The organism is Amaricoccus sp. W119, from assembly GCF_047275745.1.
Taxonomy (GTDB): domain Bacteria; phylum Pseudomonadota; class Alphaproteobacteria; order Rhodobacterales; family Rhodobacteraceae; genus Amaricoccus.
Genome location: NZ_JBKQWU010000016.1, coordinates 1 through 16,026 on the forward strand (window position 1 = coordinate 1; position 16,026 = coordinate 16,026).

16 protein-coding genes are annotated in these 16,026 nt (G+C 67.1%); 6 read left to right on the top strand and 10 right to left on the bottom strand.

Features of this window, described 5'->3' with window-relative positions:
• Nucleotides 1-80 precede the first annotated feature (80 nt).
• Nucleotides 81-1,031 carry a beta-hydroxyaspartate dehydratase BhcB gene (gene bhcB, locus ACLJK8_RS10680; RefSeq protein ID WP_413150248.1) on the bottom strand — a complete coding sequence of 317 codons (951 nt, stop codon included), beginning with the start codon at nt 1,029-1,031 and terminating at the stop codon, nt 81-83.
• Nucleotides 1,032-1,041: 10 nt separating this feature from the next.
• Nucleotides 1,042-2,238, bottom strand: a complete 1,197-nt coding sequence (bhcA, locus tag ACLJK8_RS10685; protein ID WP_413150249.1) for an L-aspartate--glyoxylate aminotransferase BhcA — start codon at nt 2,236-2,238, stop codon at nt 1,042-1,044.
• Nucleotides 2,239-2,397: 159 nt separating this feature from the next.
• Here bhcA and bhcR point away from each other — a divergent pair, with 159 nt between their 5' ends.
• Nucleotides 2,398-3,219 (top strand): HTH-type transcriptional regulator BhcR, encoded by an 822-nt coding sequence (gene bhcR / locus ACLJK8_RS10690; RefSeq protein WP_413150250.1) that lies wholly within the window; start codon nt 2,398-2,400, stop codon nt 3,217-3,219.
• Nucleotides 3,220-3,222: 3 nt separating this feature from the next.
• Here the strand turns inward: bhcR and ACLJK8_RS10695 are convergent, their stop codons facing one another.
• On the bottom strand, nt 3,223-3,612 hold the full coding sequence (locus ACLJK8_RS10695; protein ID WP_413150251.1) for a cupin domain-containing protein: 390 nt from the start codon (nt 3,610-3,612) through the stop codon (nt 3,223-3,225).
• Nucleotides 3,613-3,824: 212 nt separating this feature from the next.
• Here ACLJK8_RS10695 and ACLJK8_RS10700 point away from each other — a divergent pair, with 212 nt between their 5' ends.
• Nucleotides 3,825-4,913: a transporter substrate-binding domain-containing protein gene (locus tag ACLJK8_RS10700; protein WP_413150252.1), complete on the top strand. Its 1,089-nt coding sequence runs from the start codon at nt 3,825-3,827 to the stop codon at nt 4,911-4,913.
• Between the two features lie 40 nt (nt 4,914-4,953).
• Here the strand turns inward: ACLJK8_RS10700 and ACLJK8_RS10705 are convergent, their stop codons facing one another.
• Nucleotides 4,954-5,331 (bottom strand): VOC family protein, encoded by a 378-nt coding sequence (locus ACLJK8_RS10705; RefSeq protein WP_413150253.1) that lies wholly within the window; start codon nt 5,329-5,331, stop codon nt 4,954-4,956.
• Nucleotides 5,332-5,474: 143 nt separating this feature from the next.
• On the opposite strand from ACLJK8_RS10705, the gene ACLJK8_RS10710 reads away from it, so the two are divergent.
• The 3 genes from ACLJK8_RS10710 (at nt 5,475) to ACLJK8_RS10720 (ending at nt 8,113) form a co-directional block, all read left to right on the top strand.
• Nucleotides 5,475-6,797: an amidohydrolase family protein gene (locus ACLJK8_RS10710; protein WP_413150254.1), complete on the top strand. Its 1,323-nt coding sequence runs from the start codon at nt 5,475-5,477 to the stop codon at nt 6,795-6,797.
• Nucleotides 6,794-7,639, top strand: a complete 846-nt coding sequence (locus ACLJK8_RS10715; protein ID WP_413150255.1) for a purine-nucleoside phosphorylase — start codon at nt 6,794-6,796, stop codon at nt 7,637-7,639. The genes ACLJK8_RS10710 and ACLJK8_RS10715 overlap by 4 nt, the downstream gene beginning before the upstream one ends.
• Nucleotides 7,640-7,897: 258 nt before the next feature.
• Nucleotides 7,898-8,113 (top strand): hypothetical protein, encoded by a 216-nt coding sequence (locus tag ACLJK8_RS10720; RefSeq protein WP_413150256.1) that lies wholly within the window; start codon nt 7,898-7,900, stop codon nt 8,111-8,113.
• A 27-nt stretch (nt 8,114-8,140) separates the two neighbouring features.
• Here the strand turns inward: ACLJK8_RS10720 and hslU are convergent, their stop codons facing one another.
• Nucleotides 8,141-9,445, bottom strand: a complete 1,305-nt coding sequence (hslU, locus tag ACLJK8_RS10725) for an ATP-dependent protease ATPase subunit HslU (RefSeq protein WP_413150257.1) — start codon at nt 9,443-9,445, stop codon at nt 8,141-8,143.
• An 86-nt stretch (nt 9,446-9,531) separates the two neighbouring features.
• Here hslU and ACLJK8_RS10730 point away from each other — a divergent pair, with 86 nt between their 5' ends.
• The gene (locus tag ACLJK8_RS10730; protein ID WP_413150258.1) at nt 9,532-10,023 is read left to right on the top strand and encodes a pyridoxamine 5'-phosphate oxidase family protein; all 492 of its coding nucleotides are present in this window, start codon (nt 9,532-9,534) and stop codon (nt 10,021-10,023) included.
• A 98-nt stretch (nt 10,024-10,121) separates the two neighbouring features.
• Here the strand turns inward: ACLJK8_RS10730 and ACLJK8_RS10735 are convergent, their stop codons facing one another.
• From ACLJK8_RS10735 to infB, 5 genes are all read right to left on the bottom strand, one after another.
• On the bottom strand, nt 10,122-10,652 hold the full coding sequence (locus ACLJK8_RS10735) for a GNAT family N-acetyltransferase (protein WP_413150259.1): 531 nt from the start codon (nt 10,650-10,652) through the stop codon (nt 10,122-10,124).
• Nucleotides 10,642-11,205: an ATP-dependent protease subunit HslV gene (gene hslV, locus ACLJK8_RS10740; RefSeq protein ID WP_413150260.1), complete on the bottom strand. Its 564-nt coding sequence runs from the start codon at nt 11,203-11,205 to the stop codon at nt 10,642-10,644. The genes ACLJK8_RS10735 and hslV overlap by 11 nt, the downstream gene beginning before the upstream one ends.
• 139 nt (nt 11,206-11,344) lie before the next feature.
• A complete protein-coding gene (locus tag ACLJK8_RS10745) occupies nt 11,345-12,274 on the bottom strand; it encodes a 1-phosphofructokinase family hexose kinase (RefSeq protein ID WP_413150261.1) in 930 nt (309 codons plus the stop codon).
• A 150-nt stretch (nt 12,275-12,424) separates the two neighbouring features.
• The gene (locus ACLJK8_RS10750; RefSeq protein ID WP_413150262.1) at nt 12,425-13,318 is read right to left on the bottom strand and encodes a hypothetical protein; all 894 of its coding nucleotides are present in this window, start codon (nt 13,316-13,318) and stop codon (nt 12,425-12,427) included.
• A gap of 120 nt (nt 13,319-13,438) precedes the next feature.
• On the bottom strand, nt 13,439-15,973 hold the full coding sequence (infB, locus tag ACLJK8_RS10755) for a translation initiation factor IF-2 (protein ID WP_413150263.1): 2,535 nt from the start codon (nt 15,971-15,973) through the stop codon (nt 13,439-13,441).
• Nucleotides 15,974-16,026 lie beyond the last annotated feature (53 nt).

The window sequence follows — 16,026 nt, forward strand, 5'->3', positions numbered from 1 at the left end:
TGCCGATCGCCGCCGGAATGTCGTAGCCGACTTCCAGGCCCGCGATATCGTCCTGTTTCGTCATCGTTCTTCCCCTTCTCTCATTTCAGCCACGGCAGCTTGTCCAGATCGACATTGCCACCCGTGACGATCACGCCCACGCGCTGGCCCGCGAAAACCTCGCGGTTCCGCAGGATCGCGGCGAGCGGCACCGCGCTCGACGGCTCCATCACGATCTTCAGACGCGCCCAGACGAGGCGCATCGCATCGACGATCTCCTGTTCCGAAACGGTCAGGATGTCGGTGACGTGCTGATTGACGAAATGCCAGGTCAGCTCCTTCAGCGGCACCTTCAGCCCGTCCGCCACCGTGTTCGGCGCGTCATCGGCGATGATATGACCCGCCTTCAGGCTGCGCGCCGCGTCATCGGCCTGTTCCGGCTCAGCGGCGTAGATCTTCACCCCGGGCGCCGTGGAGGAGATCGTGAGGCAGGTGCCCGAGATCATGCCGCCGCCGCCGATCGGCGCGATCACCGCGTCGAGGCCGTCCACCTGTTCGAGCAGTTCGCGCGAGCAGGTCGCCTGCCCGGCGATGACCCGCGGGTCGTTGTAGGGATGCACGAAATCGGCGCCGGTGCGCTCCTGCACCTCGGCGAAGACCGCCTCGCGCGAGGAGGTCGAGGGTTCGCATTCGGTGATCGTGCCGCCATAGCCGATCACCGCGTCCTTCTTCGCCTGGGGCGCGGTGCGCGGCATCACCACATGGCAGGGGATGCCCCGGCGCCCGGCGGCGTAGGAGAGCGAGAGCGCGTGGTTGCCCGAGGAATGCGTGGCCACGCCCTTCCTCGCGGCCTCGTCCGACAGGCCGAAGACCGCGTTCGAGGCACCGCGCACCTTGAAGGCGCCGGCTTTCTGCAGGTTCTCGCATTTGAAGAACAGGCTCGCGCCCGCCATCTCGTCGATGAAGCGCGAGGTCAGGACCGGCGTGCGGTGGATGTGCGAGGCGATGCGCTCATGCGCGACGAGCACATCGTCATAGACGGGGATACGCATTCGAATGTCCTCAGGCGGCGTGCGAGGTCTCGGCGGCGGCGCCCGCCGTCGCGCGGTAATGCTCCTGCGCCGCGGCGACGCCCGAGCCGAGCTTGATCGGCATCCCGAGGTCGGCCATGCACATCTCGGCGCAGGCGACGCCCGAGAGCGCCATGACATCGGTCAGGCTACCGAGATGGCCGATGCGGAACAGCTTGCCCGCGACATCGCCGAGGCCGACGCCGAAGGCGGTGCCGTATTTCTCGGCCGCGAGCGTGACGACCTTCGTCCCGTCGAAGCCGCTCGGGACCATGACGGCGCTGACCGTGTCGGAATAGACATCCGGCGACTGGGCGCAGAGCGACAGGCCCCAGGCACCGACGGCCTGGCGGATGCCCTCGGCGATCCGGTAGTGGCGCGCGAAGACGTTCTCGAGCCCCTCTTCCTCGATCATGCTGAGCGCGACGCCGAGCCCGTAGAGCAGGCCGACCGGCGGCGTATAGGGGAAGCCGCCCTTCGGATTGGTGTTCAGCATGTCGCGGAAGTCGAGGAAGGTCCGCGGCAGTTTCGCGGTTTCCATCGCCGCCAGCGCCTTGGGGCTGACGCCGACGATGGCGAGGCCCGCGGGCAGCATGAAGCCCTTCTGGCTGCCGGTGACGGCGAGATCGACGCCCCATTCGCCCATGCGGAAGTCCATCGAGGCGATCGAGGAAACGCCGTCGACCATCAGGAGCGCCGGGTGGCCGGCGGCGTCCAGCGCCTTGCGGACCGCGCCGATGTCGGAACGGACGCCGGTCGCGGTCTCGTTATGGGTGACGAGAACGGCCTTGATCTCGTGGTCCTTGTCGGCTTCCAGCGCCGCCTGGAAATCGGCGGCCGGCGCACCGGCGCCCCAGGGGGCGGTCAGGACCTGAACGTCGAGCCCGTGACGCTGGCAGAGGTCGATCCAGCGGTGCGAGAACATGCCGTGCCGGCAGGCGAGAACCTTGTCGCCGGGCGAGAGCGTGTTCGAGACCGCGGCTTCCCAGCCGGCGGTACCGGTCGCCGGGAAGAAGAAGACCTCGCCCTCGCGCATCTTCAGGACGCGCTTAACTCCCGGGAAGAGCGGGGCGAAGATCTCGCCGAAGCTCGCGGAGCGGTGGTCGATGGTCGGAACGTTCACCGCGTGCCGCAGCCGCTCGGGGATGTTCGTCGGGCCGGGGATGAAGACCGGGTTCTGGCTGGACATGGCGTTTTCTCCACTCGTTTGCACCGTGAGTATCAGTCCACTGGCGAATCGGCAATTTTTTTGAAATCATTTTTCAGTTCGTGTGCAACCGCGGTAAGACTATGGTATGACTATGGTTTCCTTTTTTCGTCGCGTCGGCCGGTTTGTCCGGGGGACAAAATGAGTGAAGCGCCGAAACGCTCGCGCGGGCGACCGAAGGCTTTCAACCCCGCGCCGGAGCAGACGACGATCCAGGCGCTCGACCGGGCGCTGGTGATTCTGCGGGCGCTCGCCTCCGCCGAGGGCGGCCAGTCGCTGACCGAGATCGCCGAGGCGACGGACCAGGCGCCCGCGACGGTCTATCGTGCGCTCTCGACCTTCGCGCGGCACGGGATCGTCGAGACGCAGGAGACGACGCAGCTCTGGTTCATCGGGCAGGAGGCTTTCCGGATCGGCAATGCCTTCCTCGGCCGGTCCGGTCTCGTCGAATACGCACGCAGGGTGATGCGCGAACTCATGGCCGAGACCGGGGAGACTGCCAATCTCGCCGTCGCGGACGGGGCGCAGGTGATCTTCCTGAGCCAGATCGAGACGCATCACCCGATCCGCGCCTTCTTCCCGCCCGGTACCCGGGGGCCGATCCATGCCTCGGGGATCGGCAAGGCTCTGCTCGCGCATTACCCGCCGAGGGAGCTGGACCGGCTGGTCGGCGTCGGGCCGTTCGAGGCCTATACGCCGCGCACGATCACCGGCCGAGCCGCGCTCGAGGCGGATCTGGCGGCGATCCGCGCTCGCGGCTGGGCCGTGGATGACGAGGAGCGGACCGAGGGGATGCGCTGTGTCGCGGCGCCGATCTTCAACGAGTTCCGCGAGGCCGTCGCCGGGGTCTCGATCTCCGGGCCGACCGTGCGCGTGACACCCGACCGGGCCGAGGCGATCGGCGCGGCGGTGCGCGCCGCGGCCGACCGGGTGACGCTCGCGACCGGGGGTATCCCGGCGTGACCTTCAGTCGCCGAGATCGACGTAGTTCGCGGGCATAAACCGGGGAACGCAGAGGCAGTGGAAGACCAGATCGCTCTCCCCGGTATTGGTGATCCGCTGAGGCGTGTCGGCGGGGATCACCACCCGGGCGCCGGGGCCGACATCGCGGATCTCGCCGCCGATCTCGACCCGGCCCGTGCCTTCCCGGATCACGTAGCATTCGACCGTGCCGCGCAGGAGGTGGTTGCGCGTCGTCACGCCCGGCGCGACCCGGGCGCGGGCGAGGGACGCTTCGGGACAGGCCGGATCGTTCAGCTCCTCGACGATGAAGCAGCGTTCCCCGGTCCCGAACTCAGGCGGAAACGGTCCAGGCAGGAGCCACGCGGGCACGTCTCCGTCATCGGGCGCGGTCATGGGTCTCGGGCATCCATTGGCCTCCATCATCGGCCTCCGCCTCCGCCGAAGCCATCTCGACCAGCACGAACCGGCGGTACGGGTACCGCTGCGAAGCCGCCCCGCCCCGATCGAGGGCATCTCGCGGACATGCGAAACGACATTGCCAGAAGGATGGCGTTACCGGAAAATCAGGTCAATCTCGCCTGGTCCGAATATTGTCACGCGGTGCCATGCTTCTTCGATCCTTCCGCCTGATCCTGCTTGCCCTCTTCCTGATCACGTTCGCCGGGCAGGGGCCAGCCGGCGCGCAGGATGACCCCGGCGCCGTGACGGTCGGCGTCTATGTCCATCCGCCCTTCGTGATGAAGGTGGAGGATGGTTACGGCGGGATGGCCATCGATCTCTGGGAATGGGCGGCCGGTGAGCTCGGCCTCGAGAGCCGCTACGTCGAATACCGGAATGTCGGCGAACTCGTCACCGCCACGTCCCGGGGCGAGGTCCAGGTCGCGGTGACCAACATGACGGTGACCCGGGACCGCGCCGAACGGATCGACCTGACCCATCCATGGTTCGACGCCGGGCAGCGCATCATGGTGCATGAGGATGGCGGCGCGGACTTCCGCGACGTGCTCAGGGGGCTCAGCACGTCGGGGCATCTGCGGGCCTATGCCTGGATCGCATTCGTCATCCTCCTGGCGACCTTGCTCGTCACCCTGTTCGACCGCCGCTTCGACGAGACCTTCCCGAGGCGCTGGCGCGATGGCCTCGCGGAGAGCTTCTATTCGGTCATGTCCATCGCAACTTCCGGGCGCGCGTCCACGCGCAAGAATCTGTTCGGATGGAAGGGCCGGATATGGCAAGGTCTCTGGCTCGTGTGCGGCATCGCCGTGCTCGCCTATGTCACCTCGTCGGTCACGAGCGTCATGACCGCGCTCTCGCTCAACAGCCAGATCAACAGCCTGGCCGATTTGCCCGGCCGGGTTGTCGGAGTTCAGCCGGGCAGCGTCTCCGAGGCATATGCGCGGGACGCGCGGCTCAATGCGCGGCCTTTCCAGCACATCGACGAGGCTGTGGCGGCGCTGGTCGAGGGAGACATCGACGCCATCATCGGCGACGCGCCCGTGCTCGAATATTACGCGCATACCAACCCGCGAGAGCCGGTCGCGGTCGTGGGACCGATCTTCGAGCCTGACAAATACGCTTTCGGACTGGCGCACGGCAGCGCGCTCACGCGGGCGCTCTCCGTCGAGATCATCGGCGGAGCGCAAAGCGGTATGATCGAAGCGCTGCGGGCGCGGTACTTCGGGCACGACTCCTAGATATCCCTCGCGGCGCCCACCCGGACCGCGCCCGGCCGCCCTAGCCTCGGGGCCTCAGCATCCGCGAGAGCCACCAGGTGGTGCCGCCCGGATCGGTCACGCCGCCCCGTCGGTCGCCGTCGGGCTGGTCCTTCATCGGCTGGACCTCGGTTCCGCCCGCCACGAGCGCCCGGTCGAAGGCCGCGTCGGGATCGGCGAGATATACATGCACATGCGCGGGCTGGGCGTCCGGGGCCTGGCCGACCATGACCACGCTGTCGTCGATCCGGAACTCGGCATGGACGATCGCGCCATCCTCGCCCTCATGCGTGAAGATCACCGGCGCGTCGAAGACCTTCGCCGCGAAATCGAGCACGGCGCGCGCATCCGTGACGATGAGATAGGGTGAAACGCTGGAATGACCTTCGGGCTTGAACATCGCCGCCTCCCTCGCTGGGCCAAGCCTGCCGCGGGATCGGCGGAGCCGCAAGCGGCGGGTGCGCGTGGCGGGTGGGAGTGGGGGGTGATTGACCACGCGGAACAGCTGTGCGACCGCTGGACCCGTCCAGGACGGAGCCCGGAATGCCCGACGCGCCCATAGCCGATCTCATCGTTACCGACGCGCTGATCGTCACGGCCGACGCGGATTTCACAGTCATCGAGGGTGCCGCCGTCGCGGTCCGCGACGGGCGGATCGCCGCGCTCGGCCCGGCGGCGGAGATCGGACGCGAGGCTTCGGAGGTGATCGACGCGGGCGGCGCGATCCTGATGCCGGGCCTCGTCAACAGCCATTGCCACGCGGGCGACAGCCTGTTTCGAGGCCTCGTCGAGGATCTGCCGCTGGAGCCCTGGCTCCAGACCGTCTGGAAGGCCGAGCGGGCGATCCTGAACCGCGACACCGTGCGGCTTGGCGCGACTCTCGGCTTCGCCGAACTCCTGCTCTCGGGCGTGACCAGCGTGATGGACATGTTCTGGTTCCCCGATCAGGCCGTCCATGCCGCGCGGGATCTCGGGATGCGGGTCGCGACGGGTGGCATCTTCATCGATTTCCCCGGCGTCGATCACGTGACCCATGACGACCGGCTCCGCGCCGCGAAGGCGTTCTTCGCCGAATTCGACGGTGCCGAGGACGTGTTCCCGACCATCATGCCGCATGGCAGCTATACCGTCGGGCCGGACAACCTGACCTCGGCCAAGGCGCTGGCGGAGGAATACGGCGCGCTCTTCAGCACCCATGCCGCCGAGACGCAGGCGGAGCAGACGGATATCGCGAACCGCTACGGGCGTTCGGTGATCCGCCACCTCGACCACCTCGGCCTGCTCGACGCACGCACGGTGCTCGCGCATTGCGTCTGGCTCGACGATGAGGAGGTCGAGATCCTCGCCCGGACCGGGGCCACGGTCTCGCACAATCCGGTCTCGAACCTGAAGCTCGCCTCCGGCATCGCGCGGATTCCGGATCTGCTCCGGGCGGGGGCGCGGGTGACGATCGGGACCGATGGCGCGATCTCGGGCAACGATCTCGACATGTGGATGGCGCTTCGCCTCGCGGCGACCCTGCACCGGGGCGCGACGCGGCGCGCCGACGCGGTCTCGACGCGGCAGGCGCTGGCCATGGTGACGCGCGAGGGCGCCGCGGCGCTCGGCGCGCTCGACCGGATCGGCTCGCTCGAGCCGGGCAAATTCGCCGACATGATCCTGATCGACACGTCCCGCGTCCATGCCACGCCGATCTTCGATCCGATGACGCATATCGTCTTCTCCACCGCGAAATCGGATGTGCGCGACGTCTTTGTCTCGGGGCGCCGCGTGGTCAAGGACGGCGCGCTCACCGGCATCGACATCGCCGAGACGCTGGCCCGGGTCCGCGCGCTGACGCCCGAGATCGCCGCGAGCATCGCATGACCGGAACGATAGCTGGCGGGCCATCCCTCACGCAGCGCATAGCCGAGGCGCGAGATTCCATCGCCGCGCAGACAGGCGATCCGGTGGAACTCGGCCTCATCCTCGGCTCGGGGCTCGGCGGGCTCGCCGAGGCGGTCGAGGAGGCCGTGATCATCCCCTATGCCAAGATCGCCGGCATGCCGGTCTCGACCGCGCCGAGCCATGCCGGGGAGCTCGTGCTCGGCCGGCTCTTCGGGCGGCGCGTCGCGCTGATGCGCGGGAGGTTGCATCTCTACGAGGGCTGGACGGCGCGGGAGGTGGCGCTGCCGGTCTATCTCCTGCGCGCCCTCGGAGCGGAGGGCCTCGTCGTCACCAACGCCGCGGGTGCGCTCAACGCCGAGTTCCGGCCCGGCGAGGTGATGCTGATCGAGGACCATCTGAACTTCACCGGAACCAATCCGCTGACCGGCGCCGACGAACCCGCGCTCGGCCCCCGCTTCCCCGACATGAGCCGCGCCTATGATCCCGACTGGCGCGCCGCGGTGGCCGAAGCGGCGCGAACGGCGGGGTTGGCCCACCGGGCCGGAATCTATGCCGGGATCGCCGGCCCGTCGCTCGAAACCTCGGCGGAGCGGCGCTGGCTGCGCGCGAGCGGCGCCGACGCGGTGGGCATGTCCACGGTCATCGAGGTGATCGCGGCGGTCCATGCGGGCATGCGCGTGCTCGGCCTCTCGGCGATCACCAACGCGGCCACCGGCGGGCCGGAGCAGCGCCCCGACACGATCGAGGACGTGCTGGCGAACGCCGAGATCGCGGGCCGCGTGATCGCGCGCCTGCTCGAAGTCACATTGCCGCGATTTTGATGGTCCGCGACGTGAGGCATGATCGGCCCGAAGACACCGCGAATTCGTCTCTTGTTTTCAAGACAAGCTCAAGCAGCGGCCAGATCGCAAATTCACGCGTGATCTCGGGCACTTCACATCTGACGGAGCAGTATTGAACCAAAAGCCGCGGATCGCATCTCTGTTTGAAGGACGCGGAACATGGCAAGGGGATCGAACCCCGCCTCCGCGGTCCTGATCCTGGGGCAAGAGGGGCGAGCGAACCGGAAGGAGAAGGTCGTGGATTCGAAGATCGTCGGCTGCATGTTCATCTCGATGCTGGTCGGCGGCGGCTGCGCCGCGGCGGCGCTTTCGGCCGGCTGGGGTCCGCTCGCCGGACTCGCGATCTACAGCGCCACCGGATCGGCGACGCTGGTCTCCACCGCGCTCCTGGCCGCTCGCGCTCCAACGCCGAGGGCGAAATGCCGGCCGGCGGCGGCCGTCGCCACCGCCTGAGCCTCCAGTCGTCCGATCCGCGGCCCGTCAGAGCACGTAACGGCTGAGATCGGCCGATTGCGACAGCGCGCCGAGGTACTTCTCGACGAAGGCCGCATCCACCGTCACCGTCTCGCCCTCGCGGTCGGGCGCGGTGAAGCCGAGATCCTCGAACACCCGCTCCAGCACGGTATAGAGCCGCCGCGCGCCGATATTCTCGACCGTCGCATTCACCTCCGCCGCGATCCGCGCCAGCGCCGCGATCCCGTCCTCGGTGAATTCCACCGTCACGTTCTCAGTCGCCATCAGCGCGGTATACTGCCGGGTCAGCGCATTGTCGGTCTCGGTCAGGATGCGGACGAAATCCTCCTCGGTCAGCGCGCGCAGCTCGACCCGGATCGGCAGACGGCCCTGAAGCTCCGGCAGCAGGTCCGAGGGTTTCGCGATATGAAAGGCGCCCGAGGCGATGAAGAGCACATGGTCGGTCTTGACCGGCCCGTGCTTGGTCGAAACCGTCGTACCCTCGATCAAGGGCAGCAGGTCGCGCTGCACCCCCTCGCGCGAGACATCGGCGCCCCGGGTCTCAGCGCGGGCGCAGACCTTGTCGATCTCGTCGATGAAGACGATCCCGTTCTGCTCCACCGCCTCGATCGCCTCGCGCGTCACCGCCTCGGAGTCCAGAAGCTTGTCCGCCTCCTCGGTGATCAGAAGCTGATAGGAGGCCGCCACGGTCAGCCGCCGCCGCGTCTTCCGCCCGCCGAAGGCCTTGCCGAAGATGTCGCCGAGGTTCATGCCGCCCGCGAGCCCGGGCTGCCCCGGAATGTCCATCATCGGAAACGGGTTCGAGGTATCGGCGACCTCAAGCTCGATCTCCTTGTCGTCGAGCTCGCCCGAGCGCAGCTTCTTGCGGAACATCTCCCGCGTCTGGTCGCGCGCGCCCTCGCCCGCGAGCGCGTCTATCACCCGGTCCTCGGCGGCGGAATGCGCGGTCGCCTTGACGTTCTCGCGCATGAATTCGCGCGTCATCGCGATCGAGGAATCCACCAGATCGCGGATGATCTGCTCCACGTCGCGACCGACATAGCCGACCTCGGTGAACTTCGTCGCCTCGACCTTGAGGAACGGCGCCTTGGCGAGCTTCGCGAGGCGGCGCGAGATCTCGGTCTTGCCGACGCCGGTCGGGCCGATCATCAGAATGTTCTTCGGATAGACCTCTTCGCGGATGTCGTCGGCGAGCTGCTTGCGCCGCCAGCGGTTGCGGAGCGCGACGGCGACGGCGCGCTTGGCGTCCTTCTGGCCGATGATGAACCGGTCGAGCTCGGAGACGATCTCGCGGGGGGTGAGATGGGTCATATGGAAACCTCGAATGGGGCGGCGGCGCGGGGAACATCCCGCGCACCGCGACGTTGGCTACCCGTATCCAAGCGGGAGGACATGTGATGCCCAGCGCCCAGGAACTCCGGGAAAAGCTGTTGAAGTCGCTCAGATCCGACGAAGTCGTGATGCTGGGCGTGGTGGGACCGAAGGACAATCACAAGCGGCCCATGGCGGCGCGGTTCCGCGACTCCGACGCGACGACGATCTGGTTCTTCGGCGACAACACGACCGGGCTCGTCAGGGTGGTCGCCTCGGGCGAGAGCCGCGCGGAGGCCTGCTACTCCGCCAAGGGGCATGACCTCTTCGCCTGCATCCACGGCAGGCTTTCGGTCGACACCGATCGCGCGATCGTCGAGGAGCTCTGGAACTCCGATGTCGCGGCCTGGTATCCGGGCGGCAAGGAGGACCCCAAGCTGGTCCTCCTGCGCTTCGACACCGTGGAGGCCGAGATCTGGGAGGCGGGCAGCGGACTGCTCGCTTCGGTGAAATCGATGTTCGGCGCCGATCCGGCGTCCGACCACGAGCGGGAAAGCCACCGCACCGTGCCGCTCTGAGGCGCCCCGCGCGACACGGGCCACGAGCGGCGCGGCCCGTTGTCCGAGGGGCAGGCGATGCACCGGACGCGTTCGGCGTCGTTCTGGCGGGGAGCCTGTCATTCCGCGCCCTCTTCCATGGGCTGATGTTCCATGGGAAGCACATCCTTCGCGCCGAGGCCGGGAATGGGCCGGAACCCGGCCTTCCAGTAGGCGCGAACGGCGCGCGCATTCGCGGGGTCCGGATCGATGATGATCGTCCGGTAGCCCTCGGCGCGCAGCCGCTGGACGAAGGCGGCGAGGGCCGCCGAGCCGATGCCGCGCGAGAGCAGCCCCGCCTCGCCGAGCGAGATATCGACGCCCACCGCCTCGCTCGGCAGATGCGCGAGCCAGGGATGCTCAGCGATCCAGGAGGCGTTCTGGTAGTGGCCGATGAACCAGTACTGGATGTAGCCGACCGGAGCGCCGTCGAGTTCGATGATGAAGGGCCGCGTGGTATCGCGCCCCTCCACCATCCCCCGGATCTCGCCGAGCTCCTTCTCGGGATCGCCCCACCATGCGCGGACCTCCGGCTCGTTGAGCCAGCGCCTGAGCAGCGGGAAGTCGGCCAGGGTCACGGGACGAAAACCTATGTCGCCCTCAACGGGCATCGAGGCTCTCCACCGTGAGATTGCCGTTGGTGTAGACGCAGATCTCGGCGGCGATGCCGAGCGCCTTGCGCGCGATCGCCTCGGCGTCGAGATCGGTGTCGATCAGCGCCCGCGCGGCGGCGAGCGCGAAATTGCCGCCCGAGCCGATCGCCGCGATGTCATGCTCCGGCTCCAGCACGTCGCCCGCGCCGGTGATGACGAAAAGCTCGCGCCCGTCGGTCACGATCAGCATCGCTTCGAGATTGCGGAGGTACTTGTCGGTGCGCCAGTCCTTGGCAAGCTCGACGCAGGCCCGTGCCAGTTGCCCCGGCGCGGCTTCGAGCTTCTTCTCCAGCCGCTCCAGCAGCGTGAAGGCATCCGCGGTCGATCCGGCGAAGCCGCAGACCACGTCCTTGCCGCCGGGGGAGACCCTGCGCACCTTGCGGGCCGTGCCCTTGATGACCGTCTGGCCGAGGCTCACCTGCCCGTCGCCGGCGACGACGACCTTGCCGCCCTTGCGTACGCCGATGATCGTCGTCCCGTGCCAGCCGGGAAACCGTTCCTGTTCGCTCATGCACCCTCCGTGCCCGATTGGGCTCGCCCGGCATATATGCCTCGGGCGGCGGCGGCGCTAGGGTTCCGCCCGAATGACATTTCGCGCGCTCTGACAAATGCCCGGCGCCGGGTCATCTCGCGCAGCGCCCGCCTCGCGGTCAGCCCGACACCAGTGCCCCATGCAGCCGCTCGACATCCTCGCGGCGGCAGAGCTCGGTTCCCGGATGCATGACGCTGGCACTCCCCGCGGCCATGCCGATGAGAAAAGCCGTGCGCGCGCCCTTCCCCTCGGCGAGCGCCAGGGTCATCGCGCCGACGAAACTGTCCCCCGCGCCCGTCGCACTGCGGACCGGCACGTCGGGGGCTTCGCGGAAGAAATTCTCCTCGCGGCTCGCCAGCAGCGCGCCCTCATGGCCCATGGTGACGGCGACGAGGTCAGACCGCCCGGATTCGACGATCTCCCGCGCCACCTCGGCGATCTCGTCGCGATCCTCCAGTTTGAGCCCGGTCAGCGCCCGCAACTCTCCGACGCTCGGCTTGATGAGCGCGAGCCCGCCCGCCTCGATCGAGGCCGCGAGCGCCGGGCCGGAGGAATCGAGCACCACCCGCGCGCCCCGGTCCCGCGCGCGATGCGTCAGCGTGACGAAACAATCCGGCGGCAACCCCCGCGGCCCGCTGCCCGAGATCACCAGCCAGTCGAAATCGAGCCCGTCGATGGTTTCGAGACAGGCCAGCCACTCGCCGGGACTGACCTCCGGGCCCTCTGGAACGAACCGGTACTCCTGCCCGCTCGATTGCTCGAAGACCGTGAGACTGATCCGCGTATGCCCCGCGATCGGCACCCGCCTGGGCGCGAGCCCCGCCGCGTCCATCAATTCATCGAGCACATCCCCCGTCGCCCCGCCCGCGAGATAAACCGCCGTCACCGCCCCGCCCAACTCGGTAATCACCCGCGCGACATTGATGCCGCCACCACCTGGATGATACGCATCCCCCTTCGTCCGGATCTTCCTCGTCGGCCGCACTTCGTCGGCCTCACAGGCGCCGTCGATGGCCGGATTGAGGGTGAGGGTGACGATGGGTTTCATGCGGGGGTCCTTGGGGTGGTGGAGTGATACCTCACCTTTAGCCGAGGCGACCGGCTCGGTCTGGCCCGTGTCTGCCTCACATTCACGGCTTATGCGCTACCGCACGACCGGCAGTGGGAGAACGCAGGCACATTGCGAGAGCAGGTACGGCTAGAACCTGTCGTTTGGATTCATGAATAGCCTCGCAAGGGCGGCATTTATTTCCGTCTTCTCCTTCTCCCGGTCTATTTCCCGGCCATCTTCGAGGGCAATCATCGATTTCGACACCGTTGGCAGTATCGCACAAACAAGCTCATTAATTGGCCAGCCATCGGATACGGATGGAATAGCTATTTTATCGCTCATGTTCGCGAATCGGTCATAGCCTCTCGCCCACGATGTTCCATCCGAGAGAAAGCAGGCGGAAATGCATTCTGGGCTCACTTGCGGATCCGCCCGACTGATTTCGCGACAAACCTTGGCGAGAACGGCATGGACATTATTCACCGAATTGTGCCAGAAATCTTTTCCATATCTCCTCAAAGAACTTTCAGCTGTTCTTGTGATTAGGTCGTAGTGCTCTTCCCGGAAAAAAGCGGCTCCGCTTCCATATACGGACACCATTACATCCGTTAAGAACGTTACGTCGTGGACAGAAAAATGCTCGCTCCCATCTACAATGACCTTCTCGCTTACATCAAAAAGTATCTTCTTACCCATTCTGGAAGAAACAGTAGTTTGATGCGGAACTCCGTCCACGAATGAATTCGCAATAAAGGCGTGAACGGATCCCGGAATTCTAATGTTAGCAGCGCTACAAATGCGATTTATAGACTCAACATAATTCAAAGACGGCCCTCTTAGGGCCCTCTTTATCCAGTCACTAACTTCAATATCATTCTTTGATCCAATTCCACAATAAGAGATAAGGCCTTTGCTATTGCTAGTTTCTGAGCGCAAGATCTTCGTAGCAAGGCCTGCAGACGGGCCACTTGGACCAGTCAGCCTCCGATCGGCCATGGTCCAGATTGCGTGTTTCGTTGAAACCGACAGGACAAGTGTCATTGCGATTGCTCAGAGAATAGAATCCATCCGCCACTATGAAAACATATCCTAGCAACGCTAAACAAGGAAGGGGCGGGCACCACCATGCCCGCCCCCTCACAAATCCCAGAGCCCGAAGCCTCACGCCAACTGGCGCTCGACTTCCTCGGTCTCGAAGATCTCGATCACGTCGCCTTCGCGGATGTCCTCGTAGTTCTCGAAGGCCATGCCGCATTCCTGCTGGACCTGGACTTCGCGGACCTCGTCCTTGAAGCGTTTCAGGGTCTTCAGCTTGCCCTCGTGGATCACGACGTTGTCGCGGAGCAGGCGCACGCCGGCGGAGCGGCGGGCGACGCCTTCGGTGACGATGCAACCCGCGACGCGGCCGACGCCGGTGATGCGGAACACCTGACGGATCTCGGCGTAGCCGATGAAGCGCTCCTTCACCTCCGGCGAAAGCAGGCCCGAGGCCGCCTTCTTCACGTCGTCCACGAGGTCGTAGATGATCGAGTAGTAGCGGATCTCGACGCCCTTCTGGTTCGCGCTCTCGCGCGCGGGCGCGTTGGCGCGGACGTTGAAGCCGATGATCGGCGCGCTCGACGCCTCGGCCAGCGTCACATCCGACTCGGTGATCGCACCGACCCCGGAATGCAGCACCCGGACGCGAACCTCCTCGTTGCCGACCTTCTCCATCGCCTGGACGATGGCCTCGGCCGAGCCCTGCACGTCGGATTTGACGACGAGCGGCAGTTCCTTGACGTCCTTGTCGGCCTTGGCCTTCGCGAGAAGCTGGTCGAGCGTGGTGGCGGAACCGGCGGCGGCGCGCTTGTCGCGGGCGAGCCGGGCGCGGTAGTCGGCGATCTCGCGGGCGCGGGATTCCTCCTCCACCACGTTCAGCACATCGCCGGCCTCGGGCGTGCCGTTGAGACCCAGCACCTCGACCGGAACCGAGGGGCCGGCTTCGTCCACGCGGTCGCCCTTGTCGTTGATAAGCGCGCGGACCTTGCCCCACTGCTCGCCGACGACGAAGATGTCGCCGCGTTTCAGGGTGCCCTTCTGCACCAGCACGGTGGCGACCGGACCCCGGCCGACGTCGAGCTTCGCCTCGATCACCGCGCCCTCGGCCTGACGGTCGGGGTTGGCCTGGATATCGAGGATCTCGGCCTGGAGCGAGATGTTGTCGAGGAGCGCGTCGAGCCCTTTGCCCGTCACCGCCGAGACCTCGACATCGAGCACTTCGCCGCCCATCCCCTCGACCACGACCTCGTGGTTCAGGAGCTGGGTCCGCACCCGGTTCGGATCGGCGCCCGGCTTGTCGATCTTGTTGATCGCCACGATCATCGGCACCTCGGCCGCCTTGGCATGGCTGATCGCCTCGATCGTCTGCGGCATCACGCTGTCATCGGCGGCGACGACGAGCACGACGATATCCGTCACATGCGCGCCGCGGGCCCGCATCGAGGTGAAGGCGGCGTGGCCCGGCGTGTCGAGGAAGGTGATGACCTGCCCCTTCTCGGTCGTCACCTGATAGGCGCCGATATGCTGGGTGATGCCGCCGGCCTCGCCGGAGACGACATTGGTCTTGCGGATCGCGTCGAGCAGCGAGGTCTTGCCGTGGTCGACATGGCCCATGATGGTGACGACCGGCGCGCGCGGCTGGAGATTGCTCTCGTCCTCGCCCGACGCCTGCACGATCACGTCCTCGACGTCCGAATCCGAGACGCGCACGACGCGGTGGCCGAATTCCTCGACGATGAGCGCCGCGGTATCGGCGTCGATCGTCTGGTTCTGCGTCGCCATGATGCCGTTCTGCATCAGGGTCTTGACCACGGCCGCGACCCGCTCCGCCATGCGGTTGGCAAGTTCCTGCACCGTGATCGCGTCGGGCACGTTGACCTCGCGCACGATCTTCTCGCGCTCGCCCGAACGGCTCGCGCTCCGGCGGCGGTCGCGTTCCTGGCGGCGCTTCATCGCGGCCATGGACCGCTGGCGGCCATCTTCGTCGGTGGCATTGGCGATGGTGAGCTTGCCCGAACGGCGGCGGTCGTCGTCGCCCTTGCCGCGCGAGGTCTTCTTCTCCTCGACCGTCGTCCGGCTGGCCTTCTTGCCAGCGGGGGCGCGTCCGGCCTCGGCGCGGGCGGCCTCCGCCTGGGCGGCGGCCGGATCGACCGGCGCCGGATCGGCGGCGCGGGGCGTCTTGGCACGCTGGGTCGCGGCGGTCTTCGCCTCGGCCTGGCGCGCGGCCTCGGCGGCCTGTTCCTCGGCGAGCGCGGCGGCGCGCTGCTCGCGGATCTCGGCCTCGCGGGCGGCGCGCTCGGCGGCGTCCTTCTCGGCGCGCAGCCGGGCGAGTTCGGCCTCGCGCGCGGCGGCGGCCTCCTTCTCCTTGCGCTGGCGCTCGGCCTCCTGGGCCTTGGCGGCCTCGACCGCCTTCAGCCGGCGATCGAACTCGGCCTGGCTCAGGTTCTGCGCGGCGGCGCCGCGCGGATTGGCGGCGGTCGCGGAGGCCGCGCCCGCCTTCGGAACGACGACGCGCTTGCGCTTGTGCTCCACGGTCACGGATTTTGTGCGTCCGTGGCTGAAGCTCTGACGGACATGGCTCGTCTCCGTGCCGCCCGAGGAACCCCCGCGCATGCCCAGAGTTTTGCCCTTGCCGTCGTTGTCCTTTAAATTCGTCATCCCGATCTAGCCTTTCCCGCGGGAGCCTTCCCCCGCCATACCGATGCGCGCAT

Bases quoted from the DNA above. Each gene is read 5' to 3' on its own strand.
- ACLJK8_RS10695 (WP_413150251.1), bottom strand. From the start codon at position 3,612: ATGACCGCGCCCGATGACGGAGACGTGCCCGCGTGGCTCCTGCCTGGA.
- ACLJK8_RS10705 (WP_413150253.1), bottom strand. From the start codon at position 5,331: ATGTTCAAGCCCGAAGGTCATTCCAGCGTTTCACCCTATCTCATCGTC.
- bhcR (WP_413150250.1), top strand. From the start codon at position 2,398: ATGAGTGAAGCGCCGAAACGCTCGCGCGGGCGACCGAAGGCTTTCAAC.
- infB (WP_413150263.1), bottom strand. From the start codon at position 15,973: ATGACGAATTTAAAGGACAACGACGGCAAGGGCAAAACTCTGGGCATG.
- ACLJK8_RS10750 (WP_413150262.1), bottom strand. From the start codon at position 13,318: ATGACACTTGTCCTGTCGGTTTCAACGAAACACGCAATCTGGACCATG.
- bhcA (WP_413150249.1), bottom strand. From the start codon at position 2,238: ATGTCCAGCCAGAACCCGGTCTTCATCCCCGGCCCGACGAACATCCCC.
- bhcB (WP_413150248.1), bottom strand. From the start codon at position 1,031: ATGCGTATCCCCGTCTATGACGATGTGCTCGTCGCGCATGAGCGCATC.
- ACLJK8_RS10730 (WP_413150258.1), top strand. From the start codon at position 9,532: ATGCCCAGCGCCCAGGAACTCCGGGAAAAGCTGTTGAAGTCGCTCAGA.
- hslV (WP_413150260.1), bottom strand. From the start codon at position 11,205: ATGAGCGAACAGGAACGGTTTCCCGGCTGGCACGGGACGACGATCATC.
- ACLJK8_RS10700 (WP_413150252.1), top strand. From the start codon at position 3,825: ATGCTTCTTCGATCCTTCCGCCTGATCCTGCTTGCCCTCTTCCTGATC.
- ACLJK8_RS10710 (WP_413150254.1), top strand. From the start codon at position 5,475: ATGCCCGACGCGCCCATAGCCGATCTCATCGTTACCGACGCGCTGATC.
- hslU (WP_413150257.1), bottom strand. From the start codon at position 9,445: ATGACCCATCTCACCCCCCGCGAGATCGTCTCCGAGCTCGACCGGTTC.
- ACLJK8_RS10745 (WP_413150261.1), bottom strand. From the start codon at position 12,274: ATGAAACCCATCGTCACCCTCACCCTCAATCCGGCCATCGACGGCGCC.
- ACLJK8_RS10735 (WP_413150259.1), bottom strand. From the start codon at position 10,652: ATGCCCGTTGAGGGCGACATAGGTTTTCGTCCCGTGACCCTGGCCGAC.
- ACLJK8_RS10715 (WP_413150255.1), top strand. From the start codon at position 6,794: ATGACCGGAACGATAGCTGGCGGGCCATCCCTCACGCAGCGCATAGCC.